The sequence below is a fragment of the Roseibium denhamense genome, assembly GCF_009711415.1.
GTDB lineage: Bacteria > Pseudomonadota > Alphaproteobacteria > Rhizobiales > Stappiaceae > Roseibium > Roseibium denhamense.
Map to the genome: position 1 here is coordinate 1 of NZ_SMLZ01000080.1, position 25,873 is coordinate 25,873.

The 25,873-nt window shown below is 58.0% G+C and carries 21 protein-coding genes; 14 read left to right on the top strand and 7 right to left on the bottom strand.

The features are described 5' to 3' along the window. The first annotated feature begins 88 nt into the window (after positions 1-88). The 5 genes from E1180_RS01610 to E1180_RS01625 all read left to right on the top strand — a co-directional run bounded on the left by E1180_RS01610 (position 89) and on the right by E1180_RS01625 (position 6,291). Positions 89-1,276 (top strand): efflux RND transporter periplasmic adaptor subunit, encoded by a 1,188-nt coding sequence (locus tag E1180_RS01610; RefSeq protein WP_155189340.1) that lies wholly within the window; start codon positions 89-91, stop codon positions 1,274-1,276. Next, on the top strand, positions 1,273-2,076 hold the full coding sequence (locus E1180_RS22585) for an efflux RND transporter permease subunit (RefSeq protein ID WP_208996819.1): 804 nt from the start codon (positions 1,273-1,275) through the stop codon (positions 2,074-2,076). Before E1180_RS01610 ends, E1180_RS22585 begins: the two co-directional genes overlap by 4 nt. Continuing rightward, positions 1,970-4,369 (top strand): efflux RND transporter permease subunit, encoded by a 2,400-nt coding sequence (locus tag E1180_RS01615; protein ID WP_208996821.1) that lies wholly within the window; start codon positions 1,970-1,972, stop codon positions 4,367-4,369. The genes E1180_RS22585 and E1180_RS01615 overlap by 107 nt, the downstream gene beginning before the upstream one ends. A 239-nt stretch (positions 4,370-4,608) precedes the next feature. Continuing rightward, positions 4,609-5,409, top strand: coding sequence for a substrate-binding periplasmic protein (locus tag E1180_RS01620; RefSeq protein ID WP_155189341.1), 801 nt, complete (start codon positions 4,609-4,611; stop codon positions 5,407-5,409). A 150-nt stretch (positions 5,410-5,559) separates the two neighbouring features. Then, the gene (locus E1180_RS01625; RefSeq protein ID WP_155189342.1) at positions 5,560-6,291 is read left to right on the top strand and encodes a dienelactone hydrolase family protein; all 732 of its coding nucleotides are present in this window, start codon (positions 5,560-5,562) and stop codon (positions 6,289-6,291) included. A 165-nt stretch (positions 6,292-6,456) separates the two neighbouring features. Here the strand turns inward: E1180_RS01625 and E1180_RS01630 are convergent, their stop codons facing one another. Further along, entirely contained in the window at positions 6,457-9,414 is a 2,958-nt protein-coding gene (locus E1180_RS01630; protein WP_155189343.1) for an HD domain-containing phosphohydrolase, read from the bottom strand. A 262-nt stretch (positions 9,415-9,676) separates the two neighbouring features. On the opposite strand from E1180_RS01630, the gene E1180_RS01635 reads away from it, so the two are divergent. Continuing rightward, entirely contained in the window at positions 9,677-10,372 is a 696-nt protein-coding gene (locus E1180_RS01635; RefSeq protein ID WP_155189344.1) for an HAD family hydrolase, read from the top strand. A gap of 20 nt (positions 10,373-10,392) precedes the next feature. On the opposite strand, the gene E1180_RS01640 is transcribed toward E1180_RS01635, so the two are convergent. After that, positions 10,393-10,986: an SOUL family heme-binding protein gene (locus tag E1180_RS01640; protein ID WP_155189345.1), complete on the bottom strand. Its 594-nt coding sequence runs from the start codon at positions 10,984-10,986 to the stop codon at positions 10,393-10,395. A gap of 263 nt (positions 10,987-11,249) precedes the next feature. Between E1180_RS01640 and E1180_RS01645 the strand changes: the two genes are divergently transcribed. After that, a complete protein-coding gene (locus tag E1180_RS01645) occupies positions 11,250-11,912 on the top strand; it encodes an SOUL family heme-binding protein (RefSeq protein WP_155189346.1) in 663 nt (220 codons plus the stop codon). 13 nt (positions 11,913-11,925) lie between these two features. On the opposite strand, the gene E1180_RS01650 is transcribed toward E1180_RS01645, so the two are convergent. Next, on the bottom strand, positions 11,926-12,783 hold the full coding sequence (locus tag E1180_RS01650; RefSeq protein ID WP_155189347.1) for a hypothetical protein: 858 nt from the start codon (positions 12,781-12,783) through the stop codon (positions 11,926-11,928). A gap of 135 nt (positions 12,784-12,918) precedes the next feature. Then, complete coding sequence (locus tag E1180_RS01655; RefSeq protein ID WP_155189348.1) at positions 12,919-14,802, bottom strand: ABC transporter ATP-binding protein; 1,884 nt, start codon at positions 14,800-14,802, stop codon at positions 12,919-12,921. Positions 14,803-15,271: 469 nt separating this feature from the next. Here E1180_RS01655 and E1180_RS01660 point away from each other — a divergent pair, with 469 nt between their 5' ends. From E1180_RS01660 to E1180_RS01670, 3 genes are all read left to right on the top strand, one after another. Continuing rightward, a complete protein-coding gene (locus E1180_RS01660) occupies positions 15,272-17,269 on the top strand; it encodes a putative bifunctional diguanylate cyclase/phosphodiesterase (RefSeq protein WP_155189349.1) in 1,998 nt (665 codons plus the stop codon). A 61-nt stretch (positions 17,270-17,330) separates the two neighbouring features. Then, positions 17,331-17,639 (top strand): DUF2293 domain-containing protein, encoded by a 309-nt coding sequence (locus E1180_RS01665; RefSeq protein ID WP_155189358.1) that lies wholly within the window; start codon positions 17,331-17,333, stop codon positions 17,637-17,639. Positions 17,640-17,719: 80 nt separating this feature from the next. Further along, positions 17,720-19,069: an alpha/beta hydrolase family protein gene (locus E1180_RS01670; protein ID WP_208996825.1), complete on the top strand. Its 1,350-nt coding sequence runs from the start codon at positions 17,720-17,722 to the stop codon at positions 19,067-19,069. Positions 19,070-19,129: 60 nt separating this feature from the next. Here the strand turns inward: E1180_RS01670 and E1180_RS01675 are convergent, their stop codons facing one another. Both E1180_RS01675 and E1180_RS01680 read right to left on the bottom strand, forming a co-directional pair. Then, positions 19,130-19,567 carry a DUF4399 domain-containing protein gene (locus E1180_RS01675; RefSeq protein ID WP_155189350.1) on the bottom strand — a complete coding sequence of 146 codons (438 nt, stop codon included), beginning with the start codon at positions 19,565-19,567 and terminating at the stop codon, positions 19,130-19,132. A 204-nt stretch (positions 19,568-19,771) separates the two neighbouring features. After that, entirely contained in the window at positions 19,772-20,389 is a 618-nt protein-coding gene (locus tag E1180_RS01680; RefSeq protein WP_155189351.1) for an MOSC domain-containing protein, read from the bottom strand. Positions 20,390-20,587: 198 nt separating this feature from the next. On the opposite strand from E1180_RS01680, the gene E1180_RS01685 reads away from it, so the two are divergent. From E1180_RS01685 to E1180_RS01695, 3 genes are all read left to right on the top strand, one after another. Beyond that, complete coding sequence (locus tag E1180_RS01685) at positions 20,588-21,916, top strand: hypothetical protein (RefSeq protein WP_155189352.1); 1,329 nt, start codon at positions 20,588-20,590, stop codon at positions 21,914-21,916. Positions 21,917-22,096: 180 nt separating this feature from the next. Then, positions 22,097-22,900 (top strand): hypothetical protein, encoded by an 804-nt coding sequence (locus tag E1180_RS01690; protein ID WP_155189353.1) that lies wholly within the window; start codon positions 22,097-22,099, stop codon positions 22,898-22,900. A 140-nt stretch (positions 22,901-23,040) separates the two neighbouring features. After that, complete coding sequence (locus E1180_RS01695) at positions 23,041-23,832, top strand: substrate-binding periplasmic protein (RefSeq protein ID WP_208996827.1); 792 nt, start codon at positions 23,041-23,043, stop codon at positions 23,830-23,832. A gap of 33 nt (positions 23,833-23,865) precedes the next feature. Here E1180_RS01695 and E1180_RS01700 read toward each other — a convergent pair whose 3' ends face one another. After that, a complete protein-coding gene (locus E1180_RS01700; protein ID WP_155189354.1) occupies positions 23,866-24,660 on the bottom strand; it encodes a hypothetical protein in 795 nt (264 codons plus the stop codon). A gap of 291 nt (positions 24,661-24,951) precedes the next feature. Here E1180_RS01700 and E1180_RS01705 point away from each other — a divergent pair, with 291 nt between their 5' ends. Beyond that, positions 24,952-25,731, top strand: a complete 780-nt coding sequence (locus E1180_RS01705) for a substrate-binding periplasmic protein (RefSeq protein WP_196220497.1) — start codon at positions 24,952-24,954, stop codon at positions 25,729-25,731. Positions 25,732-25,873: the final 142 nt, after the last annotated feature.

A 25,873-nucleotide genomic window follows, 5' to 3' on the forward strand; every position in this document is an offset into this window, starting at 1 on the left:
TCTACAAACTTGATTACTTGAGTTTGGCCAGCTGCGGGCGGACAAGGCGCCCAATCCCACGCCCTCAAGGGCCAATGAGCAGTCCAGCATGAAACACCTTGTCAGTCTCGCCGCCGCAATAGCCGTTATTGCTGCTGCGGCCCTCTCTCAATTCGGCCTTCCCGGCTTTGGCCTTGCCGATGGCACCCCGCAGGTCTCAGCTGGACAAGGCGAACCAGGCGGACCCACAAGCGCTCCGGGCGGCCCGGGCATGCCGCGCGCACCGGGAGCCACCTACGTCACGACGGCTGCCATTGAGATCAAACCTTACACGGATACCTACAGCGCGATCGGCACCGGTGTTGCGAATAAAAGCGTTTCCCTTGTTTCAGACGTCTCTGGTCAGATCACGGACGTGCTGGTGGATGGCACCCCGGATGTGGAGGCTGGCGACATCCTGATCCAGCTGGACGACACGGTGGAGCGCATCAATGCCGACATCGCGCTCACCAATTTGGACAAGGCGCAGGACAGCCTGGACCGGTATGTCTCGCTGCAGAAGGCCAACAGCGGTGTGGTGACGGACGTTGCCATGAAAGAGGCCTATGCCGAAGTTGCCGTTGCCAAGGGAAACCTTGCCCTGGCTGAGGACACGCTCAGCCGCCGGGCCATCCGCGCGCCGATCAGCGGGAAGCTCGGCCTCATCGATCTGGAGCCTGGTGATTATCTGTCATCCGGCACCCAGATCGTGACCATCAACGACACCGGAACAATTCTGATCAGTTTCGAACTTCCCGAGCGGGCGATCTCGATCCTTGAGACGGGAAAACCAATTCAGGCGGTGACCCTGTCCAAACCGGGCGCATTCTTTCAGGGCACGATCACGGCGTTTGACAGTGTCATCGATGAGGCAACACGGACCGTCACCGTCCGTGCCGCGATTGAAAACCCGGACGGGGCGCTTTGGCCCGGCATGACCTTCGCCGTTCTCATGGAGGAGACCAGCGAGCCGCTTGCGGCCGTTCCGGCCCTTGCCATGACCTGGTCACGCGAAGGCACCAAGGTGTGGATCGAGGAAAACGGCACCGTCCAGCCCCTCCCGGTGACATTCCGCAAGCGGATCAATGACACGGTCTGGGTGGAAGGCGATTTGGATGAGGGAACCCGCGTGGTCGTGGACGGGGTTCAAAAACTGCGTCCCGGTGCGTCGGTCTTCGTGTCAGGTTCCGGACCGGAAAACGCTTCCGAACCGGATGCCCAACCCGCCTCCGCAACAGCTGCACAGGTGTCGGGATGACACACAAGACCCCGCCTTCCAAGGGCATGACACAGATTTTTGTGGCCCGCCCGATCCTTGCCTTCGTGCTCAACCTCTTGATCATCATTGCAGGCCTTGCAGCGCTCAACGGGCTCGAAGTCCGGGAAATGCCCAATATTGACCAGCCGTCGCTGTCGGTGGAAACCACCTATGAGGGCGCAGCCGCTGATGTGGTCGACAGGGAGGTCACATCCGTCTTGGAGGATGCCTTCGGCGGCCTCGACGGCCTGAAATCCATTTCTTCCACGTCAAGCTATGGCAACAGCCGGATTACGCTCGATCTGACGAGCGGAACCGATGTGGACATTGCCGCCAACGAAGCCCGCGAAATCATTTCCCAAACCGTCCGCCAATTGTCGGACAACATAGACGATCCGACCGTGCGCAAGAGCGATGCGGATGCGGACCCGATCATCCGGCTGTCCCTGTCCGGAAACCGCAGCCTGTCGGACCTGACGCAATTGGCCGAGGGCCGCATTTCCGACAGGCTTTCGCTGATCGAGGGCATTGCAGACATCACCATCACCGGAACCCAGGCCGATGAATTCCGGATCACAGTCTTCTTGCCGGCGCTGTTGTCCAGGGGACTGACGCTGGAGGATGTGAGCGCGACGCTGGGGTCCCTGCGACGATTACGCGCTCGGGTCGGTAGAAACAGATGCAAACAAGACCGTGCTGCGCGCCATCAGCCCCGAGGTTTCAGCCGAACTGATCGGCGGGCTGCGCATCAATGCCACCACCTATGTGTCCGATGTCGCACTGGTCCAGCTGACCGGTGAGGACCGCGATGCCTTTGCAAGGTCCAATGGCCGGCCCTCGATCGGCCTCGATATCGTCCGCCAGTCCGTGGGCAACACCCTGACCATTTCCCAGGACGTGCGGACCGCGGTTGAAGAGCTGCGCACGCAACTTCCGGACGGCGTTTCTTTGGACATCATGACCGATGACGGCATTTTCATCGAGGGGTCCATCAAGGAAGTGACCCTCTCCATCCTGATGGCCATCGGCATTGTCGTGGTGGTGATCTTCCTGTTCCTGCGTTCCTGGCGGGCCACACTCATTCCGGCGGCGGCGATCCCGGTTGCCCTGGTGGGCACCCTTGGCGCGATCTGGCTGGTCGGCTTTTCCATCAATACAATCAGTCTTCTGGCTCTTGTGCTTGCGGCCGGGATGGTCGTGGACGATGCAATCGTTGTTGTTGAAAACATCGTCCGGCGGCGCCAGGACGGAGAAGGTGCCCGGCTTGCAGCTGTGAGCGGTGCAAACGAGGTCTTTTTCGCGGTCTTGTCGACAACCGCGACGCTTGCGGCTGTGTTCGTGCCGATTTCGTTTCTGCCCGGTCAGGCGGGTGGCGTCTTCTCCGAGTTCGGCTTTGTGCTGGCCTTCTGCGTGACGATTTCCTCCATCGTCGCGCTTACACTCGTGCCGATGCTTGCCTCGATCCTGGATCCCGGACGTCCCCGCAAGGCCAGATCCGCGGCTGCGCCGGCCGAAAGCGGGACCGGCAGGGAGAGCCTTGCGGCCCGCCTGTTCCTCAATCTGGTGGACCGTGCGATCAAGCTGCCGGTCTTGGCCATCGGCATTGCCTTTGCCCTTGCCGTCCTTGCGTTCGGTGCCTCGCAAACGCTCACCAGCACCCTCACCCCCCAGGAAGACCGGGGGATGTTCTTCATGATGGTGAAAGGCCCCGTCGGGGCGTCCAACGATTACATGAACGCGCAGGCCGCTGAAATTGAAGCCATTCTCGAACCATATAAGGACAGCGGCGAAATCGAAGCGGTCCTGTCGTTGATCGGACGCGGTGGCGGGACCACGGCGTTTGTCGTCGTCCGTCTTGCCGACTGGGACGAGCGGACGCGCAGCCAGGCCGAAATCGGAGCAGAGCTGAACGGGAAGCTGGAAAAGGTGGCGGGATCCCAGGTCCTGATGCACACGCCGAACTCCCTTCGCATACGTGGTGGCGGTGCCGGCTTGAAATTTGCCGTAAGCGGCAATGATTATGCGAAACTGGCCGAGGGAGCGGATGCACTGATCGCAGCCATGGAAGCTGATCCCTCCTTTGCCAATCCGCAGCTCTCGTCAAATGATACAGCGCCGCAGGTCGGCGTCGACATCGACCGTGACCGGGCCCTTGAACTCGGGATCAAGCCGGACACCGTGGCCGACATGATTTCGGCCGCGACACAGGGTATCACCGCAACCTCCGTCTACCTGAAGGGGGAAGAAGTCGACCTGGTTCTGAAAGTCGGCGGCAAACCGGTCAATGATCAGGGAGACCTGGAACGGGTTTTCGCGCGGACAGACACGGGCAGCATCATTCCCCTGTCTTCAGTCACGCAGTTTACGACCGACCTGGCCCAGTCTTCGTTCGCCCGCGAGAATGGGGCGCTGGCGATCTCAATAAACGCCAACCTGCCGGACGGGGTGAGCCTTGGTGCATCTGTGGCGCGGATGATGGACCTGGCGGCTACCACTTTGCCGGATGGCGTTAGTGTAACCCTGCTCGGCGAAGCCGCTGAGCTGGAATCCGGCAAGAGCGGAACCTATCTCATTTTCGCGGTTGCCGGGCTGATCGTACTCTTGGTGCTTGCCGCTCAATTCGAGAGCTTTATGTCCGCGCTCATCATCATGCTGACCGTACCGTTCGGACTTGCGGCCGCCATGATGGCGATCACGCTGACCGGCGGCACCTTGAACTACTACAGCCAGATCGGACTTGTCATGCTGATCGGAGTGATGGCCAAGAACGGCATCCTGATCGTGGAGTTTGCCGATCAGCTGAGGGAACAGGGGCACCCTGTCGATGCGGCCATCCGTGAGGCCGTCCGGCTGCGGCTGCGTCCGGTCATGATGACCATGATATCCACGGTGTTTGGCGGTCTTCCGCTGATCCTGACATCAGGTGCCGGGGCCGAAGCGCGCATGGCTGTCGGCTGGGTCGTGGTCGGCGGACTGGGCTTTGCCACCATCTTTACCTTGTTCCTGATCCCCGTTCTGTACCGCTGGATCGCCCCGCTTGGCGGCAAACCGGGCGCTGCAAGTCAAAAACTGCTTGAAGAAATGGCATCATGACAGATCTCAGCACCCCCTGAAAGAAAAACGCAGTATTCTAAAACCACTTACCTGCTCCCATCGGTTAAGTGGCATCCTGAAAATTTCTTTTCGCTTTAGGCAAAGGGTTAAAAATTTAATAAGCGTCTCAATTTTTACTTGAATTACTCTATCCTACGCCTTGTCATTCCTGTCACTTTCGGCCTTTTGCAGCACGCGGTACTCTCGCGCGGCGTTGGCCTGCGATTCAGGAGAAGGCTGTGGCTTTGAGTTTCGCAAGACGGATCGCGCGTCAGGCGGCCGCATTCGGTTTTACTGCGGCAGCTGCGGCGATCCTCAGCGTGCCGCAGGGTTCTGCAGATCCTGTGATCAAGCTACGCGTTGATTTTCAGGATACGCAGCCGAAGTACATCCTCCAAAACGGTGACGCGCACGGCATATGCCCCGATATCTACCGCGAGCTCGAACGGCGCTTAAAGGGCCAAGTTGCGTTTGACTTTCCAGCGGCCTTCACGCCGCGGCGGCGCATGCTTGCAAATCTGGAACAGGGTAATTCCGATATCGATTGCGGTGCCGCTGCCAATGCCGAGCGGGAGCGCAAATTCATCTTCAGCCGAATCCCCATCTATGAAGTGGCTCATCTCATCGCCCTGAGTTCCTCTGAACAAGACCCGCCCGAAAGTTTCGAGGATTTAGCTGATTTTCGGCCACTGGTCGGAGTGGTGTTAGGTGCAAACATCACCCGTTTTCTGGAACAAAAGGTTCCTGGAACTCAAGATTTCTACAAGGTCACATCGCCAAATGAAGGAATAAGGCTCGTCTCAATCGGGCGCCTTGAGGCATTTTATTATCATAGCCTCGGTCTCGGATATCTTCTGAGTACAAAATGGCAAGGCGGGAACGTTAAACTGGCAAAGACCAGGTTCCATACATATCACCACTGGCTCATGTATGGACGGCACCTATCGCCGGAAACAATCGCCCTGCTCGACCAGGCACTGTCAGAGATGCAGGCGGATGGCACCTTGATGACAATCTCCGCAAGGTATTCAAACTCCTAGGCCGTAGTCAGCTGCCTCAACCTCCTCGCAACTCCTGCAAGGCGGCCTAGCTGAGCTTGCCAATACGTGCCCCTGCCCCATGTGCCGTAACGTTATTGACCGGCGGGTTTTCGGATCGGCCTGAAAGACCAATAGATGAGGGGAATATCCATGCGCCTGACATCTTTGTTGCTGGCTTCCGTGTTTTTGTCAGCGCCCGCGCTTGCCGAAGACGTTGCCTATGAAGTCGATGGTGAAGCCTTTACCGGCTATTTCGCAGAAGCTGAGACCCCAAAGGGCCTGGTGCTCATTGTCCATGACTGGGACGGCATGACCGACTATGAGCGCAAGCGCGCCGACATGCTGGCCGAGATGGGCTACAGCGCCTTTGCACTGGACATGTTCGGAAACGACACGCCGACCGAGACCGTCGATCACCGCCGGGCGGCAACAGGTGCGTTGTACCAGGACCGGGAGCGCATGCGCACGCTTATCCAGGCAGGTGTCGACCAGGCGAAACAGCGCGCCGGCGATGCCCAGATGGTCGTCATGGGATATTGTTTCGGCGGGGCTGTGTCGCTTGAGATGGCACGCAGCGACATGTCCGGAATGGCCACCGGCTATGCCAGCTTCCATGGCGGTTTGTCCACGCCGGAAGGGCAGTCCTGGACCGGTGATGAGCCTCCGGTCCTTGTGTTGCATGGCGGCGCAGATACTTCCATCACCCTGGATGACGTCGCCACCCTGGCCAAAGAGCTGGAGAGCGCCGGAACGACCTATTCGATTGAGGTCTATTCAGGGGCGCCGCACGCCTTCACCGTTTTCGGGTCAAACCGATATCAGGAACGGGCCGATCTGGCGAGCTGGGGCGCCTTTACCTCTTTCCTGAACGAACAGCTTTAGAGAAATTTCTGCCACTCAGACAGAACCGGCACGGTTTTGTCGGAGTGGAAGTTGCTCCGGTCAGCATCTGCGTCCAGGCCCGCCAGGAATTTGCGCCCCCCCGCAGCTGCTTGGTCACGGTGGCGGCGGGCAACGATGAGCTGACGGACGTTTGAACGGGAGGGTTCAAGCCGCGGCGGAAGCTTTTGGCCGGAAGGTGTCTATGTCGACGTCGTCGACCTGTTCTGGCTTCATGAAGCGCGCGGCATAGTCACGCCACACGCCGGACGTTAGGAACAGGTCGTAAAGGTCTCCGTCAATGTGGCCATCCTTGACCATGAAGCCCATGATTTTGAGCGCTTCCGACAAGGTCTTGCCCTTTTTGTAGGGCCGGTCGGCGGCGGTCAGGGCCTCGAATATATCGGCAATCGCCATCATCCGCGCCACCGGCGTCATCTGTGCACCGGTAAGGCGTTTGGGGTAACCAGATCCGTCCATTTTTTCATGGTGCCCGCCGGCAAGCTCCGGCACGTGGCGCAGGTGCTGCGGGAACGGCAGGCGCGACAGCATGATGATTGTCTGCACGATATGATCGTTGATCTTGTAGCGCTCCTCGTCCGTCAGGGTGCCACGGGCAATCGACAGATTGTAAAGTTCGCCCCGGTTATAAAGGTGCTCCGGCTGGTCCAGCTTGAAGCCCCAGGGATTGTCGGGCGTAAACAGATCATCCGGGCGGCGTTTCAGGATGTGCTCGGGCCTATCAGCCAGAAGCGGTTCGTCGACCGGCAAACCGGGCTCAGGCACCTCATTCTTCCGGTTCAGTTCTTCACGGCCTATGCCAATCCGGTCTGAAAGGGTCCGGGTCCAGGTCCGGCCGGCAATGTCCTGCAGCCGCTCGACCCGGTCCGGCGACATGAATTCGCCGCCCTCGTTGCACTCCGCGACAAAGGCGAAATCGGCATCAAGCCCCTCAAGTTCCGTGTCGCGTTTTTCCGCCAGCGCCTCGCGGTCACCGCCATTGGCAACGCCTTCCCAATAGGCGATCCAGGCGTCCCGCTTTAACACCTCGAACCGCATCCGGATCTCATGAATGCGGTCGTAAAGCGTTTCTAGCTTGGTCGCCTTGTCGACGACATATTCCGGCGTTGTGACCTTGCCGCAATCATGCAGCCATGCGGCGATGTGGATCGCCTCGCGGTCATCTTCTGAGAGCTTGAGGTCGGCAAACGGGCCGGTATCAGCATCATGCGCGGCTTCCGCGAGCATCTTGGTGAGTTCGGGCACACGGGCGCAATGGCCGCCGGTGTAAGGGCTCTTGGCGTCGATGGCGTCTGCGATCATGCGGATAAAGGCCTGGAACAGGGCCTTTTGCGAAGCGATCAGCTGCCGTGTTTCCAGCGCAACCGCCGTTGCCCCGGACAGCGCGTCGACAAACCGCACGAGCGATCCATCCCCTAGTTCTTCGCGAACCAGAGCCATCATGCCAATGAGGATGCCGGTCCGGTTGAACAACGGCACGATGACGGCATTCCGGTCGGGGTTTTCGGCGGCCGACGGATCCCCGCCGCAAATGGAAAGATCCTCGCCGCTCACCGGAGCCGCATAGGCGCGCCGGTCCTCACACGCCTTGCGGAAAGGTCCAGGCAGCGCCTCCAGCGCGTGGGCGGACAGGGATTGGGGAGCCCCGTCCATAACGGCAGCCGGCTGCAAATAGGTCAGGTCATCGGAGATGAGGTAAATCGCGCCGCGTTCCGCCCCCACGATACCGCCCATCTCGCGCAGGAGCGTATGGAGCAGTCTGTCGAAGTCCTTCTCGGCTGAAATCGTATCGTTGATATCCAGGAACCGCTGGATCGCCGATTTCATGCCATGCATCGAACTGGCCAGATCATCAATTTCGATGATCGCGCTGTTGACCTCAATCGGATCGCTGAAATCAAAACGCCGGATCTTCTCCGCCTCGGCGGACAAGGCCCGGACCGGTTTGGACACCAGCCGGGCCGCCGTCATCGTGATCGGGATCGCGATCAGCAGAACGGCTCCGATCACGATGGCCCCTTGATGGAGGAGCTCGCGCGCATGGAACATCAGTTCCGCTTCTGGAACGGCAATCGCGAGATAATAGGGCGTGGACCCGCGGATCTTCAGGGGGGATACCTGCACCCGCCAGGGTTCGCCATGGATGCTCAACCGGTCTGTCAGCGTTTTATCGTCAGCGCTTGTCACACCGGCTTCAACGGCGGCTTTCGCCACATCGGGCAAGGACGTTCCGTAAAGCTGGACGGCCGACAACCGCCCGAGCTCCGGCGCGCCTCCGGTGGCAGACGGTGGCCGCATTTCCACCACCTTGGTCTCGTCAGGATGCGCAATCATGCCGAGATCGCGGCCAAATACGGCCAGTTCGGCATGTTCGGTGACCCGCTGCCGCCGCAAGGTCTCTGCGAGCGTATTAAGCGTTATGTCGACGCCCACTGTCGCGCTGGTGCCAGGGACTTTCAAGGCAACCGTCTGGCCGAGGTTCCGCTTTGTGAAAAAAACATAAGGCGATGTTTTGACTTGCCCGTTAGCGGCTTGGGCCCGCTCGAACCAGGGCCGGATTCTAGGATCATATGCTGCAAAACTCTGGCGCTCGTCTTCGCCAAGACGTTCCATGTCCGGGCCAAGAAAAACGAACCGCCCACGTGGCTCCATGCCGACGTCCCGTTCAACGGATTGAACAACAAAGGCGGTTTCGTCAGGCGCGCTGAAGGACCGCCTTGAAACCTCGTCTGGGGTTGGTGCGAGCATGATGAAGTCGCCATCGTCATAGCCGACATAGATCGATGACAGACTGGGGGCCTGCTCCAGGAAACCGGCGATCGGCGGAAGGTTTGCAAGACGCTCCTCAAGGGTTTCTGCGCGGACAATTTCCTGGCGGGCGATCACTTCGACGGCCAGCTCGGCAGGGGCGTAAAGGCGCCCCAGACCGGCAACAGCCTCCGTGCTTGTCAAGTTAAAGAGGTTCGCAGATGCCTCGGTTATGACCGTGTTCATCCGCGAATAGGCCAGCCAGCCAATTAATGTTCCAACCGACAGAACAAGAATCAAGAACACAACGCTTAGGTGAAACTGCAGCGTATGCCGGCCGCGACTGGATATTTTCATTGGCAAGACCCGAAGCTGGATATTTTCCGCTACGTCATTTTAAGGCGTGAATGTGTGTACTCAGCGTTAAGAGACTACAAAAATGCCGGGTATATTTGCGTCTATTCAACCCTGGCGACACCCTCGGGCCAGTGTTGGTTCCGATCAGCAATACATGTTCACCGCAAAGACGCGCGATGGTTGGCGCCGGTGCCAACCGCGTCAAACAAGATCCAAGGAGCCGGCCGCACCGTAGTCATTAAAAGGACAGAGCACGCGACCCATGACTTACCCGAAAGCAGTTTTGTTTGGTTCGATTGGTACACTGGCGGAAACCAGTGAGCTCCAGCGGCAAGCTTTCAACCAGGCATTCATTGCGCACGGGCTGGATTGGGTTTGGGATCAGCCCCTTTACCAAGCATTGCTGCGCACGCCCGGCGGGATCAACCGCATCGAAGCATTCGCACGGGCGGAGATGATTGCGGTTGACGCAAAAGCGATCCACGCGTCCAAGACGCGGATCTATCATCTGTTGCTGGATGGTGATGTTCTTGCACCGCGGGACGGCGTTGCCGAAACACTCGCCTGGGCCCGCCAAATGGGTATCAGAACCGGATTGGTTTCCACCACGAGCCGGGCAAACATTGACCAGCTGCTTGACGCCCTCGCCCCGATGATCGGCGCTGCGGACTTCGACATCATTTGCGATGCATCAAATATTACCGCTGTGAAACCCGCGCCTGATGTCTACCAATACGCTCTGACGAAGCTGGGCCTGAGCGCAATGGAAGCCGTGGCAATCGAGGATACGGAAGCCAGCCTGACAGCCGCGGTTTCTGCCGGTCTCCCGGCCATCGCATTTCCCGGTGAAAACGCGGCCGGCGACGATTTCAGCACGGCATCCCTGACGGTCCACAACATCTCGGCAGAGGCTGTCAGCAGAGCATGCAGCCTCCAAATGGCGGCTGAGGTCGCCTGACCACCGCTGCTCAGGTGTCTCTAGAGTTTGCCTCCTTTTAGGGGCATGTGGATTTCGGTATGCCGCAGGGCCGGCGGCACCTGCGGTGCATCGCAAAAGGCAATCAGAAGCGTTTCTGACAGTTGCACCCCGCGCGCGGCCATCTTGTTTTCCACTTCCTGCGCAGCGGACTGGAAATTGCGGTCTGACCAGGCACCGGAGAAGCTTTGAACGGCAACCCTGCCAGCGGGAAGCTCCACAAGATCCACCCTTGCATCAAGGGGTGGTGAGGCCCTTTCGATCCCTATTTTCGGCGGCAAATGGAAGGTCAATGTCCAGGATTGGACAGCGTTGAAGTCTTCGGCTAACACGGCCTCCAGATACTGCGGCCCCGCATTTGTCGACTGAAGCACAGGCGCGGTCATATCATAGCGGTGACCGTCCTTGTTGTTTCCGGAAATATACTGGTAGAGCGCGTTAAAGCCATCGCGCGTTGCCGTTGCGCGGCTGTCCTCAATCACGATCCGGGCGGCATATGCGGCGTCATACTCCCTGAGCTCGAATGTCCCGTCCTTGTCCAGAACGCGGTAAGCCGGTTGCCAAAGTCCCTCACGTGCGTGGTTCGCTCTTACCAATTCCGTTTCCTTTCCGAGATCAGCGGGCGTTAAATCGGACCCGAATTACCGCCCAAAGCTGATCGAATATGGAGTGATCGAGCATCTTTGGGCGTTTTAAATTAAACGCCCGATGCTCTTGTCTGCCCATCTGCTGTGTCCGGCCCGTTGCGGCGTGGCTCTGATACAGCACATGGGGCAGACAAGACCTTCCGCCAGCCGCAGAGTGGAAAGACGCGGTTTCCGGCACTGGCCAGATGGCGGTTGCGCGCCATATCAGACGCATGATCAGATCTCTCAAATCCCTCAAAACCATGCTTTTCCTGACGGTCCTACTTCTTGCCGGGGTGGTGATCGCCACGACGGCAGTGTTCACCCGTGCGGCCGCCAGCCTGGAGCAGCCGTCCTATCAGGTGGTCGCCAGTGAAGGCGCCATTGAGATCCGCAGATATGAGCCGATGGCCGCCGTGGAAGTCACGGTGACCGGGACCAGGGGCGCTGCCACGCGTAAGGCTTTCCGCATCCTGTTCGACTACATTTCCGGCGCCAATGAGGGCAGCGAAAAGGTCTCCATGACGGCTCCGGTCCGCCAGGAAACTGCGTCGCAGAAGATCTCCATGACCGCGCCGGTCACACAGTCCGCTTCAGCAGACGGGTCATGGCAGGTGGCGTTTTATCTACCCTCGAAATACACTGCCAAGACGGCGCCCCGCCCGGTCGATGACCGGATCAAGCGGATTACCGTTCCGGGCAAGGAGGTTGCAGCGATCACCTTCTCCGGCCGCTGGACCGACAGCAACTTCGAGCGCCACTTGAGCGAATTACAGGACTACCTGGCAAGAACCGGCCGCACGCCATCCGGCCCGCCCGTCTATGCCTATTTCAATGATCCCTTCACCCTGCCCCCGTTCCGCCGCAACGAAGTGCAGGTTCCTTTGGCGAGATAAGTATTTACGCTCGTCAAAAAAATACTGCAGCGATTAACCATATAAAAGGCGCTGTTAACATACCGATTGACCGTAGTGGTGTCTCTCTCACCGGAAGCACATACAGAATTTTCTTCAGCAGAGGTGCGAATTTCAACAATAATTCTGCAAATGAAACACAAAACGAAATCGTACAGGCCAGGATAAATGGAATAAAAATCACTGTTACAAAAACCGCAAAAGCAGACAAAGCCCCATCGGCGACTAAGGTATATTGAATCCCGTTATAGATGTGCATGTGCAGCCCAACAACCACAGCCCCGTCCTGCAAAACACGCCACAACCACGCACACAAGAATGGAAATAATAAAACAAATATAAGAAGCAACACATTCATAGTCGCAAAAGAATAAAAGCGGCGAGTTCTTGTTAATGACACCTTTGTGCAAGTTAACGATAAAACACTACATATCGACACAACTCCTAACATGCCGAAAATTGGCATCACGAAGGACAAGCCACCTCTCTTTTTTAACTCACTAAAAAACAGACGCCACTCGTCGCTTGGCACTTTCAAAAAATTCGGAAATGCCACATAAAAAGACATTAAATAAAAAAAAGAAATAATACTTATTAATATTACAACAATAAACCCTCTTAATGAAATTATTCTCATCCCAAACAACCAAAATATTACGTTTTGCACTATATTATAATTGTTTATTTTTGAAATACCCCTCTCCATTTCAATCTTCAGTAAATATTGTGACAAATCTGATTTGGCTTCTAGTGAAAGAGCATTATCCGCCTTCCAAAAGAAGGCTAACACAGCCGAAAAAAGCAAAAAATTTGCCCCGGATGCTCCTAAAATCTCAAGAATAGTTAGGTCCAAAACACTGCTCCGAACTAGAGTTATTGGAAAAAAAACAATTGCCAAAAGCGAAACCAATCAAGCGCTTCACCAAAAAAAGTGGCACACTTCAAGAATACACTTCAAGAATACACTTCAAGCGCGATTCAACCAATTCTATTCCGCCGCGTCGGCGGCAAGAAAGCCGCCGGACTGGCGGTCCCAAAGCCGCGCGTAGAGACCGCCGCGGGTCAGGAGCTCCCGATGCGGGCCTTCTTCAACGATGTCGCCCTTGTCCATCACGACCAGACGGTCCATCGCTGCAATGGTGGACAGGCGGTGGGCAACGGCAAGGGTCGTGCGGCCCGCCATCATTGCCGACAGGTTCTGCTGGATCGCCTGTTCCGCCTCGCTGTCGAGCGCGGACGTCGCTTCATCCAGGATCAATACCGGCGCGTCTTTCAAGAGCACACGGGCAATTGTAATCCGCTGGCGCTGGCCGCCCGACAGCTTGACCCCGCGATCCCCGACATGCGCATCCAGACCGGTTCGGCCCTTGCTGTCTTTCTGATCGCATATGAACTCCCAGGCTTGCGCCGCCTCTGCCACCGTGCGGATTTCATCGTCGGAGGCCGAGGGATTGCCATAGCGGATATTGTCGCGGATCGAGCGGTTGAGAAGGGCGATATCCTGGGTTACAACGCCAATCTGGCGGCGCAGCGAGGCCTGGGTCACATCACGGATGTCCACCCCGTCAATCAAAACCCGTCCGCCCGACACATCCCGCAAGCGCATAAGCAGGGCAATGACTGTCGACTTGCCCGCGCCGGACAGCCCGACAAGGCCCACACGTTCGCCCGCCCGGATACTGAGATCAAAGTTGGTCAGGACCGGCTCCCGGTCCTCCTGATAGGTGAAGGACACCTTGTCGAACCGGATTTCCCCTTGAACGCCCGGCAAGGCGGCCGCTGTAGCCTTGTCCTTTATTTGCGGCCGCGACGTCATGATCGGCATGGCATCCTTGATCGTGCCAAGCGTGGACGTGATCGACTGGCCAACCCCGATGAAACTGGAAGAAGCCGCCGCCAGCGACCGGGTCACGGTGATCCCGGCCACGAAATCACCGATGGACACCAGACCGCGTGTCAGCCCCCAAAAACCGATTGCAATGACGGCAAACATCAACAGGACATTGGACGTGTAAACCAGACTGTCTGTGAGAATGTAGGCACGGTTCTCGCTGTGGCGCGTGTCGATGGTCTCACCGATCACTTTGCGGATCGCCCCGGCCTCGGAATCTTCTGCTGCGAAAAGCTTCACCATCTGAATGTTCGAATAGACATCCGTCATGGCGCCGGTCGCGCGGGAATTGGCTGCGGCGACCTTTTGTGACCGCTGCATGTAGGTCGGGATCGCGGCCCATGCGATTGCACAATTCGCGGCAATCCAGACGAAGACGGGAATTGCAAGTGGCCAGGCGAGTGCCAAAAGCAGGAAAAACGCCCCGGCGAACTGGATGACCAGAAACGGGATCGTCTCAATGGCGAGCATCATCTGGCGGTGGACAGACATGGTCACCTGGCCGATGCGGGAGGCAACCTGACCGGCAAATGTATCTTCAAAGAAAGCGATGTCCTGCTGTTCCACCGCCTTGTGGGCCTGCCATCGCATGGCGGCCGGCAGCAGGATCCGCGCCGTCTGGAAGGCAAATGTCTGACGCAACAGGAAGACGATTGGATCGAGCACGACAAAGGCGGCAAAGATCGCCACCAGAAACCAGACATGGCCTTCCAAAAACGGGACCGCGCCCTGCGACGTCACACCGTCAACCACATAGGCGATTGCCCAAATACCGGTGAGACCCAGAGCGGATGAGATCATCGCCAGCACCGAAATGGTGATCAGCTGGGTGCGGAACATGCGCGCGAAATGCAGGATCAGCCGAACAGGGCCATCGGCCGGCAGCGGTGTGACCGGCAGATCAAGCGGCTTCAAATGCGTTTCAAACGGCTTGAAATACCGGTCGAGGACCGTTGCCCAGAATTGGCGAGCAAGGGGCAAAAGCCACCTCCTTGAAAACAGGATTTTACCGGCAGTCGGTCCGCCGGACGTCGATTATGGCATCAGCGCGGTGGTCCACGATAGAGACAACGGCACCCGGTCCGGCAAAAGATGGCACATTTGGCCGCCCCGAAAGATCCGCCGCGGTCGCGGTGACTTCGGTTTTCAAGACCTTCAAAAGGAGCTTCGAGTCCGGTCAGCCATATCCGTAAATATAGCTAAGTACATATAAAAAAACAGGTCTCGTTGCCAGAGGCCGCGGCTGCCGGACCGCGATCCGGGCCTAGGCTGGGCGCTTCGCACAGCTGAAACCGCAGCCGTAATATATCGCGTAAAACCTGCAACAATCTGCCTTTGGGACAAGTATAGAATTCGGAAATTCAATATTCGTCACTACAATCTAAAGTCATGATATAACTATTCATTTATACTCTTCCCTTAAGACACATAAAAGGGCCGGAGGATAAAAATGAAAAAAATCCGAAACTTTGCGCGTTGGATGATGATTGATCCCCGGCATCCGGAGATCGCACAAGCTCAATATAACGAGCTGAAATTTCAGATCCCTGCGCTGTATGCGCTCCTCATGGTCAATGCCATTGCGGTTTCCTACACCCATTATTCGGCCGCGCCCTTTTATCTGACCGTCGGGGTCCTGGCACCGATCCTCTTGTTCACCACCTACAGAATGCTGACCTGGATTTCCGCGCGCAATGTCGTTCTGGGTCCAGAAGACGCCATCCGGAAGATGCGCAAGACGGTGATCCTGGCAAGCCTCGTCTCCGTCATTTACATCACGTGGTCGCTCAGCCTCGACAGTTATGGCGGACCAGCCGAGCGCGGGCACGTGGCTCTTTTCATTGCGATCACCGTGATCGGCTGCATTTTCTGCCTGATGAACCTGCCCCAGGCGGCCATCATGGTGATGCTCATCGTGACCATTCCTTATCTGGTCCATTACATCGGACAGAACCAGGACGTTTACATTGCCATCGCCATGAACATCTTTCTGGTGTGCCTGGTGATCCTGCAGGTGCTTTTGAGCGGCTATGCCGGGTTCTGCAAATTAATCCGCTCACAAACAGCGCTTGCCGCCAAACAAAAAGAAACCGAGCTGCTGGCTGCCGAAAACGAGCGGCTGGCCCAAACCGACGCCCTGACTGACCTTCCCAACCGGCGGTATTTCTTTGCACGGGTCGACAAGCATATCGAAGACGTAAAGGAGACCAGGGCGGCCTTCGCGGTCGGTGTCGTCGATCTCGACCGGTTCAAACCCATCAACGACACGCATGGACACCAGCTTGGCGACCAGCTGCTGGCAGCTGTCGGCGACAGGCTGAAGCAGCTGATGGGGCCGGACCTCCACATTTGCCGGCTGGGCGGCGATGAATTCGGCTTTCTCTTTACCGGAGACCCGGAAGAAGCTGAAGCTGTCGGGCAGAAGATCTGTGATGCCGTGCGCCAGCCCTACAAGGTCGGCGATTTACAGGTCACGATCGGCGCCTCTTGCGGCATTGCCTTCTACCCGGACGGCGGGACAAACTCCCATGTGCTGTTCGATCATTCCGACTACGCGCTCTACACCGCCAAGACCACCCATCGCGGCAGCGTGACGCTTTATTCCCACGAGCATGAAAACCAGATCCGGTCAGACCGGGCGATTGAAAGCGCGCTGCAGCATGCGGATATGGACGCCGAATTCGAGGTGCATTTCCAGCCGATCATGGCCTTGCCGGAGCAGAAGATCATCGGCTTCGAAGCGCTGGCGAGATGGGACAGTCCGGTTCTGGGCCGGGTCTCACCGGACATGTTCATTCCGATTGCCGAACGCACGGGGCTGATGCAGCCGCTGACCCTTTGCCTGTTCAACAAGGCCGTCCGCCAGATTATGGCGCTGCCGGGGTCCCTGCGCCTGTCCTTCAATTTGTCGGCGCAGGATGTCTCTTCCATCGCAACCGTTGTTGAACTGATCGCGGCAATCAAACAGCACGGTATCGATGCGCGCCGGATCACCGTCGAGATCACCGAGACTTCGGTGATCGGTTGTTATGACGCGGCCGCCGTCAGCTTCGCCATGCTGCGCGAGGCCGGCATCCGGATAGCGCTCGACGATTTCGGCACCGGATATTCCAGCCTTGGCTATCTGCACAGGCTTCCGATTGATTGCGTAAAGATTGATCGCAGCTTTGTTGCCAGCATTGACGACACAGTCGCGCGCGGCGTTATCACATCGATCATGGACCTGTGCCGGTCAATGAACCTTGTGTGTGTCATCGAGGGGATCGAGACCGCCGATCAGGTGGCCGTTTTGGAAAGTCTGGACTGCCGCTTCGGCCAGGGATACTTTTTCTGCAAGCCCATGCCGTTCGACGCGTTGGCGGCATCGGCCAACGAGACAGGTCTTGTGGAAGGGTATGCGTTCTCCTCCCAAGCTGATACGACCATATTGTTGCACGCCTCACGCTGACCGGCCAACCATCTTGCGCCGGTCTACCGGTTTCGGGCAACCGGCAATGACGGGACACCCAATGGCAGGCGGCACCAAACGGCAGAAGGACATGCGCAAGGCATTACGTCAGGCCTTTCCGCGCGTTCCAATGCATGATGCCGAGGCGATCCTCGCCGTCGCCCTGTCCGGCCATCTTCGCCATTTGCCAGCCTCCATCGCCGTGTGGCAGGCTGGAACCACCCATATCCGCCATGAACTCACCGATTATGATGCGCTTCTGGATGATGGCTATGACCGGGATGCCGCACGGTTTTTCGTCATCGACGATATGAACGAAATCCTGTCCGAATGGGGATCCCAGATCCGCCTTGATCCGCACGATCCGTAACCTGTCGAAACCTTGTCATTCTTGACAGGCCCTCTACCTGTCCGGTTCACTCCCGGAAGGATTACAACTTCGAGGCGCATATGATTTCTTATCTTAGCAAGGGTTTGACCCGGATCCTGCCCGCATCGTCACGTCTTGCAACCCTGGTTCTTGCTTCCGTTTCACTTTCTGAGACAGCCATGGCAGACAATCGCATTGATATACTCCGCCCGGACGCGCCGGAACTGGCAGCGCCCGGTCCGCATGGTGTCGGCCGGTTCACCATCGAACTCACCAATCCCGATCAGTATGACATTGTCAGCATTGCTGCGGACCAGACGCCGGAGCGCTATGACCGCGGCCTGACGGTGGAAATCTTCTATCCTTCGGAAGACCACAATGCCCCGACCCCCATGCGGGTATTTCTCAGGGATGGTGAGACCGAGGCCGACATCATCGGCCTGTCCGCAGACAATGTTGCGCCCGATAAGACCGATGCGCCCTACCCGCTCGTCATTGTCTCGCACGGGTATCCCGGCAACCGCTTTCTGATGAGCCATCTGGCAGAAAACCTCGCCTCCAAGGGCTATGTGGTTGCGTCGGTCGATCACACGGATTCCCTTTATCAGGACCAGGCCGCCTTCGGCTCGACCCTGGTAAACCGGCCACTCGACCAGATGTTCGTGCTGAACGAACTGGAGCGCCTCGCCAAGGAGCCCGGCACCTTGCTGGAGGGCCTTGTCGATACCAGCCGGACCGGGCTGATCGGGTATTCCATGGGCGGCTATGGTGCCATCATCTCAGCAGGCGGCGGCGTGACCGATGTCTCCATCGGCTATGAATGGGGCGCTCCGGACGGCCTTCTGGGCATGCACAAGGCTGGAAGCCCGGACCATGAAGCACTTCTGGACGCGCGCCTGAAGGCCATCATCGCGATCGGCCCCTGGGGCCGGAACCGCGACTTCTGGGATGCCGATGTTCTCAGTGGCGTGCGCGTTCCAGCGCTTTATGTCGCCGGCAGCGTTGATGATATTTCAGAATACGAGACCGGCATAAGGAAGATCTTCGAAGAGAGTACGGGCACAGAGCGGCATCTTCTGACCTTTGTCAGTGCCAACCACAATGCTGCCGCGCCCATGCCGGCGCCGGCCGAATCCTATGCCATCAGCGGCAAGCTTGGCTGGGCGCCGTTCGAACATTACGCGGATGCGGTTTGGGACACCGTGCGCATGAACAACATCATGCAGCATTTTGCGACCGCCTTCTTAGACCTTCACATCAAGCAGGATGCGGCCAAGGCGGACTACCTGGATCTCATTCCGAATGCAGAAGACGGCGTTTACGCCAGGGGCGACGACGGAACACAAAAGCCTGAGCACACTTACTGGGCAGGTTTTCCTGACCGTTCCGCAAAGGGCCTGTTGTTCGAAACCTTGAAAAAGGGCGACTGATTGAGTTTCAGGCACGCGATGCTGACCGGTTGGCGGGGCGCCGTGCCCCGCCGCCTCACATCATTCGACGGTCACGGTGATCGGCTCGGAAAAAACGGGCGGATCGTGGGGAATGTGGCTCCAGTCGCCCAGAACAAGCTGCAAAGTGTGCTGGCCCGGCGGCAATTCGATGGAGGCTTCGGTCTGCCCGCCGCCAAAATGCCGGTGATTGTCGTCTGCCGGAATAACGTCGTCATATTCTGACGGGTCCAGCGTGTCATTGATCAGCAGATGATGGTGGCCGGTGTCGGGGATGTCCTCGACCCCGGCAGGCGCAATGCCCATGCCGGACAGACCGAACTGGACCAGCACAGGGCTTTGAACGGTATCCCCCTCCTGTACATTGATGATGTAAACCTTCGCCCCATCAGGCGACGGCGTATCCCCCGCATGAGCGGCGCCCCCCGTGAGCAGAACCGCAGCGGCCGTAACTGCAAATATGCGCCAGCTTGACTTCATGACTTGGTCTCCTTCCCTAAACCGGGTTTCCCCCGCCCCCAAACGCCAACGGTCTTGCCGCCGATTGGCGTCCGGCCAAAAGTTTACGTTAGGGAATGCATCGCGGATCAGGCTGGGCGGCGGCGGCCGGACCAGGGCAGCAAATCAGCGGGCGCACAGATATGAGGCCCAGGGACGGCCGCTCATACCAGAGCGGCCGCCGCCTCACTCCGGCTGGTAGACCCACTGCTCGGGAATATGCGCCGTGGCAGTTTCACCTGCCCGGATGATGCCCGGTATTTCTATAAAGCCGACAAGGCCGCGCAAGCGCCGGGCAACCTTTGGAAACAGAAGGTCCAATCCCTCGCGGCCGGGAAAGTTCCCGGCAATTCCGGTGCCCGCAATCCGGCAGGGGACATTGTCCCCGTCAATGCGGATGACCACACCGCCTTCAAACTCAAGCCGTGTGCGCGGCGGCACCAAGCTGAGCTGCGGAATTCCGGACAGCAGGATGTTGCCGCCGATCCATTCGGACTTGAGCTCCGGGATGTCCATGCGCGCGGCGATCTGATGCAACTCTTCGTCCGAGAGGATCGAAATCTGCCGTTCGTTGCACATTTCGGTGCCGCGCGGATACCAGGGCTCACGGCCACCGGATTTGCGGGTATGTCCGCCATGACGGTCACCGGGAATTCCCTCGAACGTAACCTCAAGCGCATCGACCTTGGCGGTTTGAAAATCCTCCGGGCGCGTCGTTTGATAGACGCCGTCGACCCGGCCCGTGACCTTGAACTTCCGGGTCATCGTTACGTCCTTGCCCAAAAGCCCGAGTTGCTCGGCCATTTCACTCTCCATATTCGCCTGGGTCTTCCTAACGCCATCAAGAATGCGCGACCAGCAAATTGAATTGATGGATCCTCCTTGCCGCTCTGATGGGTCAGCGAGTCCCATTGACGGCTATGGATTTCACACGGGGCTCACGCGCGGCGTCCTACCCAAGGAGCGTGCATATCTTGCCAACACACTTTCTGGGAGATCCCGATGACGGCTCAAAACCTAAATGTTCAATTCCAGAACCAGACTCAACTCAACGCCGAAGATGTCTACATCTCCATCCAGGTGCCCCCTGGAACGGCCTCCTCCGTCAATGTGACGCTCTCCGACGGCACGCCGGTTTCCTTTTCCGATCCCAAGGACATCATGTCGGTCCCGGTCAGCCTCAAAACGATTGGCAGCAAGGGCCTCACCGTGACCACCTTGTCGAGCGGGATCTTTTACGTGTCCTACGGTGCGGCGCTTCAATCCAAGACCGCCGCTCCGAGTTTCATCGGGTCCGGCGGCACCGACTATGACACGCCGTTCCAGCCATTTGAACTGACACGCACGGGCAACCCCGGCGATCAGGGCGACATGACGGCAATCAACTATTTCACCGCCCCGATGGGAATCGAAAGCTATACGGGCGGCACATCCGGAACGAAACTTCAGCATGTGCAGTACACCAAGGATACGGCCACCATTGCCGCTCAATTGAAGGCTTTGACAAACAGTGATCCCGCCTCGGTCATCACGTCCGGCTCCAGCATCGTGCGGATCATCGGCCCGTCATCCTTTGCGCCCTCGGACACCAACCCGTTCCCATCCCTCATCGATTACGTCCAATCCGTTGCTGCAACCGGACAGACAACGAAAATCGTCAACAACAACGCCTTCAATGTGCCGGCAGCCGGGGGACCGGGATCGACGAACTACAATTTCACCTTGAACCTGGTTGCGACGACGGCGGCAGACGGGTCGATCCAGATGAGCGGCGACATCACCACCACGGTGACGCCCTATGGCGGGGCGTCTTCCACTGGTCAAACATTTCAAAACTGTACCGTTGCGATCTCGGCGGCCGACCTTGATAACTACAATTACACGCTCTATGGCCAGGTCCCGAGCGAGTCTGTCACATTTTCGGGCGGCTGGACTGCGCTTGAAACCTACATGCAGTCCATCGGGCTCGGCTCCCAGGGCGCCTATGGGGTCACGCAGCGGCTCGCGGTAGGGGAAATCTCGTCCGGCCTGCTGATGGGCTTCCTGAACAGCTCCTATGTGCCCGAAGGCCACACAACAGCGCTGAAAGACATGGAAAGCTGCCAGTGGTGGGAGCTGGCACCGGTCAAGGCCTTTGCGGATATCCAGCCGGACCATGCCTACTACAACACCTATGCGAACGTGCTTTATGGGGCATCGGGCAACGAGGTCTACTCGATCCCTTATAGTGACCGGCTCGGCTCGGGACCTCTGGTCAACGCGGTTCAGTACAACGGAGCGGATGTCGACACCTGGGTCGTGACCCTCGGACCGCCGGTCTCCACGCTCTGACCAGAGCCTTCCCCGCAATTGCGCAGCCAATTGCCCATGCCGTGCGCAACGCGGCAAGGGCCTGTTTCGGGTTCAGTACGTCCGGATCATGAGCAATTTGTCATGCAGCTGCCTTTTTGCCGCTCTTATTGGGGAGTGAGATCGCTGCAGCTGATGCTCATCTTTTGGAGGAGGAAAAACGTGCTGACCCGAGACACCTTGAAACGTGCTGCCGCCGGCGCCGCCCTGCTGGCAGCGCTGAGTGCGCCCGCAATGGCGCAGACCGCGGCCCCTGACCCGCAGAACCCTGCCCCGCCGCCCACATATGACTTTGTGCAGCAGGCCGGCAGCATGTCGTTTGATGGCAAGGCGATGACCTTGAGCGATGCGACCACCGGTGTGCTCTATTTCAGCGACCGGCCTTACCGCGTTGGCGGCCAGCTGACCAATCAGGATTTTGCCTCCTATTGGGATTCGGACGAGGGTTTTAAGGACAGCCCGCCCAATGCCGTGGTCAGCGTCTTGAGCAACACGGACAAGGCACCGGCCCTGGTGGAACTGACCTCAGCCCAAATGGATGGGACGTCGGTTGTCTACGGCGTGAAAGTCCTGCGCGGAGAATTGCCGGATCAGGCGACCGGCGTTGCTCTTTTCATCGACCGGGCGGGGCGCCCGCACCACGGACGGTCTGCGCAGGCAGCCGCGCCAGGCTCAGTTGGTTTTGAGCCCTACGGCCCCTATTGTTATCACGCTCCACAAGACCCGCGCTGCCGGGCCTGGCATCATCCTCACCACCCCTATCATCCCTACTACCCGCCCTATGGCCCCTATTATCATCCGGGAGCTGCCTATGCGGCCGGGGTTGCGACCGGTGCGGCCATTGCCAATGCCAACAAGCCGCCGGTTTATTATTACTATCCGCTGCCGGCAGGGCCTTTGCCGCCCAATTGCTGGATCAATTCACAGCACACCCAAATGGTCTGTTCAGTACCGCTTCCGCAATAGAACGCACCTGTTTGTGCGCCGCTCTCTTTATCGGGCGCAAAGTTTAGTCGGGCGTTTTGCTCCTTCTGGTTCATAGCGTTTACCGCAAAGTAAACCTATGATCCTTAGGGTCTTGCGACGCCACAAACGACAGAGAACTCATGCGCAAACAGGTTTGGCAGCGGCTGCGCGCCATTGTGACAGGACTGATGGCCGGGCTTAGTCTTGCCGGTGGCGGCGGCGCCGCTGCTGACGACGAAATCATATTGGTACAAGACAACGCCTACCCGCCCTACATGTCCGTGACCACAGGCGAGCCGGACGGTGTCTATGCCGCTGTCATTCGTGAAGCCCTCCGCCGGACAAACGCGGCTTCCGCAACACTGAGAGCGGTTCCCTGGACCCGCGCGACCGTTCTGGTGGAAAAGGGCGCGGCCCACGGACTGGTCGGCTCATATTACAAGCCGCATGAGCGGCCATGGATCCGCAGATGGTCGGAACCCCTGTTCCGCGAAGAAGTCGCCGTTTTCTGCCGGAAGGATATCGCACAACCGGGCTGGATTTATCCGGACGACTACAAGGGCCTGCTGTTCGGCAATGTCACGGGCTACAAGGCCCCCGGTCCGCGGTTCTTTGAAATGGTTGATCAGGGCACCATCAAGCTGGAAGAAGCCCAAACGACCGAGCAGAACCTCAGCAAACTGGTCCTTGGGCGGATCGATTGTTATGTGGTGGAACGGCTGGCAACCGAAATCCTGATGCGCGCCAAGGGGATCAATACGGTGGACCTTGTTGCGATTGCCTCGGTTGAACCGGCCTATATCGGCTATTCGGAGCACTTTAACGGCCCGCAAGCCGATGCCTTCATCGACAAGATGGACCAGGCCATCAAAGACATGAAAGAGGATGGCACCGTCGACCGCATCGTTGCCAGCTACATTGCGGGTAGTTGACACTGCAAGGCGCGGTGACGGCAGATACCGGCACTAGAACCTATGCCAAAATGTGTCCGGAATTGCCCGCTGCCGGTCCGTCATAAGAGGGTTTGGAATATCAAAGATGCGCCGTCCCGCAGGATTGGCTTCCTCCACCACTGTGCGGATCATCGGGTGCGCATAAAAATGGTCCATAAAGGCCCCGCTCTCATAGGCCGCAAGCAAGCCCTCCTCGATCAGACTGGCCAGTTCCTTGTCTCCCTGGCGCACATAGAACATGTAGTCGAACGGATAACGCACCATCAGGTTCGGATCGACAGTGAGGTTCTCGTATATCGGCTTGCGTATGCCAATCTCGACATAGGCCTCGTGAATCCCGCGATTAAAGAGGTTGATCCGGCTGTGGGCCGTCATGGTCCAGAGATTTTCGTATTGGGCTTTCTCCACCTGAAAACCTGCAGCCTCGAAGATCGTTGTATCCGGCCAGCCTTCGCCAGAGCCAACCACCGCCCATTCGCGCAATTCGTCGAGGGTCTGGATCGTGCTCAACGTTTTAAGGTTGGGTTCAGTGGTGACAAAGATCCGGTGGCCCAGCAAGCCGCGGCTTAAAGGCACGTCGATCTGACCAAATCGCGCCTCCCGGTCCGCGGAGAACCCGCTGACAAAAACGTTGAAGGAGGCGCGGCCGTTTTCCAGCTCGATGAACGCCCTTTCCTGCGGCATCGAAAGGACTTCGACTTCCAGCTCCGCCGGTCTTGAACTGTGCCGGAGCGCAAGTTTCAAGACCGAGATTTCATAGTCGAAGACTTCTTCTCCCGCGCCCAGAAGCCCCAGGCGGACAGACACAGGCGGCGGTTCCGCTGCCAGGGCGGCAACGGGCGCAAACCCCCAAACCAAGAAGAGCATAAAACCAAGAACAGGCATACCAAGAGGTCAGACAAGCAATTGCATATGACAAGCCTACCATGCATTTGACGTAGCGGTAACACCCTAGAAGGATATTGCGGTTAATCTTGAAAGAACTCCACTCAAGCTTGCAGACAGTGCCTGCGCAACAGCTGACTTCTTTTAGCGGAAACGCGGCTGGATTAGACTGACAACACAAAACGGATGTGAGGTTTGCCCGATTGAATGATCATGAATGGCACTAGATTCCGCCGGATCCTGGCATGCGCCATCTTCTGGATTTCAACGGCCATGGCAGCGGCTGAAGAGCGGCTGACAGTCCTCCTTGTTCAAGACTCCGACTTTGTCCCCTTCATGTACAGCGATAACGAGGGTGCAGCGGGCATATACACGGACATCCTCCGGGCCGCCGCCGCAAGGTTGCCGGACTATGACATCAGCATCACGGCCAGCGCTTGGCAGCGCGCCAAATTCCTGGTGGAGACAGGACGGGCCCACGGGCTGATCGGCTCCTACTACACTCCGTCCCAGCGGCCATGGATCCACCGCTATTCCGTCCCCTTCATCACCGACCAGATCACTGTTTTCTGCCGGGAAGGCATTAATGCTGCAAACTGGGTCTACCCGGACGACTATGCCGGATTACGATTCACCAACAATGCCGGCTTCGCCACTCCGGGCGATGCGTTCTTGAAAATGGTGGCAGAGAGAAAGATTGATCTTATTGAGGAACAGACGACAGAACAGAACCTCCGGCTTCTGGAACTCGGCCGGGCCGACTGCTATGTGCAAGACGAAGTGACGGTGAACAACGTCCTTTCAGAGCAAGCTTTTGAAAAAATCCGTCCAGTGGCGCGGATCCGCGCTGAAACCGTCCACGTCGGCTACAGCCAGCACTGGACGGGCATTACGTCCGGCCAATTCATCGAAGATATGGATGCGGTCCTGGAAGCCATGCGGGCAGATGGCACGATCCAGGCAATCATTTCGAGGGCAACCGGCGGCAGCTGATCCGATTTCAAAAAATCATACCGGCTGGCATGGAAGTTCTATGGTAAATATTACGATGCTCAATACACCAATACTTTCAACCAATATTCTCTAACAAGTAATATTCAATCCCTGAGCACCTCTATCAACGCGCTTTTTGGAA

Coding starts and splice junctions, on each gene's coding strand:
- E1180_RS01610 (WP_155189340.1), top strand. CDS start 89: ATGAAACACCTTGTCAGTCTCGCCGCCGCAATAGCCGTTATTGCTGCT.
- E1180_RS22585 (WP_208996819.1), top strand. CDS start 1,273: ATGACACACAAGACCCCGCCTTCCAAGGGCATGACACAGATTTTTGTG.
- E1180_RS01625 (WP_155189342.1), top strand. CDS start 5,560: ATGCGCCTGACATCTTTGTTGCTGGCTTCCGTGTTTTTGTCAGCGCCC.
- E1180_RS01630 (WP_155189343.1), bottom strand. CDS start 9,414: ATGAAAATATCCAGTCGCGGCCGGCATACGCTGCAGTTTCACCTAAGC.
- E1180_RS01635 (WP_155189344.1), top strand. CDS start 9,677: ATGACTTACCCGAAAGCAGTTTTGTTTGGTTCGATTGGTACACTGGCG.
- E1180_RS01645 (WP_155189346.1), top strand. CDS start 11,250: ATGATCAGATCTCTCAAATCCCTCAAAACCATGCTTTTCCTGACGGTC.
- E1180_RS01660 (WP_155189349.1), top strand. CDS start 15,272: ATGAAAAAAATCCGAAACTTTGCGCGTTGGATGATGATTGATCCCCGG.
- E1180_RS01665 (WP_155189358.1), top strand. CDS start 17,331: ATGGCAGGCGGCACCAAACGGCAGAAGGACATGCGCAAGGCATTACGT.
- E1180_RS01670 (WP_208996825.1), top strand. CDS start 17,720: ATGATTTCTTATCTTAGCAAGGGTTTGACCCGGATCCTGCCCGCATCG.
- E1180_RS01675 (WP_155189350.1), bottom strand. CDS start 19,567: ATGAAGTCAAGCTGGCGCATATTTGCAGTTACGGCCGCTGCGGTTCTG.
- E1180_RS01680 (WP_155189351.1), bottom strand. CDS start 20,389: ATGGCCGAGCAACTCGGGCTTTTGGGCAAGGACGTAACGATGACCCGG.
- E1180_RS01685 (WP_155189352.1), top strand. CDS start 20,588: ATGACGGCTCAAAACCTAAATGTTCAATTCCAGAACCAGACTCAACTC.
- E1180_RS01695 (WP_208996827.1), top strand. CDS start 23,041: ATGCGCAAACAGGTTTGGCAGCGGCTGCGCGCCATTGTGACAGGACTG.
- E1180_RS01705 (WP_196220497.1), top strand. CDS start 24,952: ATGAATGGCACTAGATTCCGCCGGATCCTGGCATGCGCCATCTTCTGG.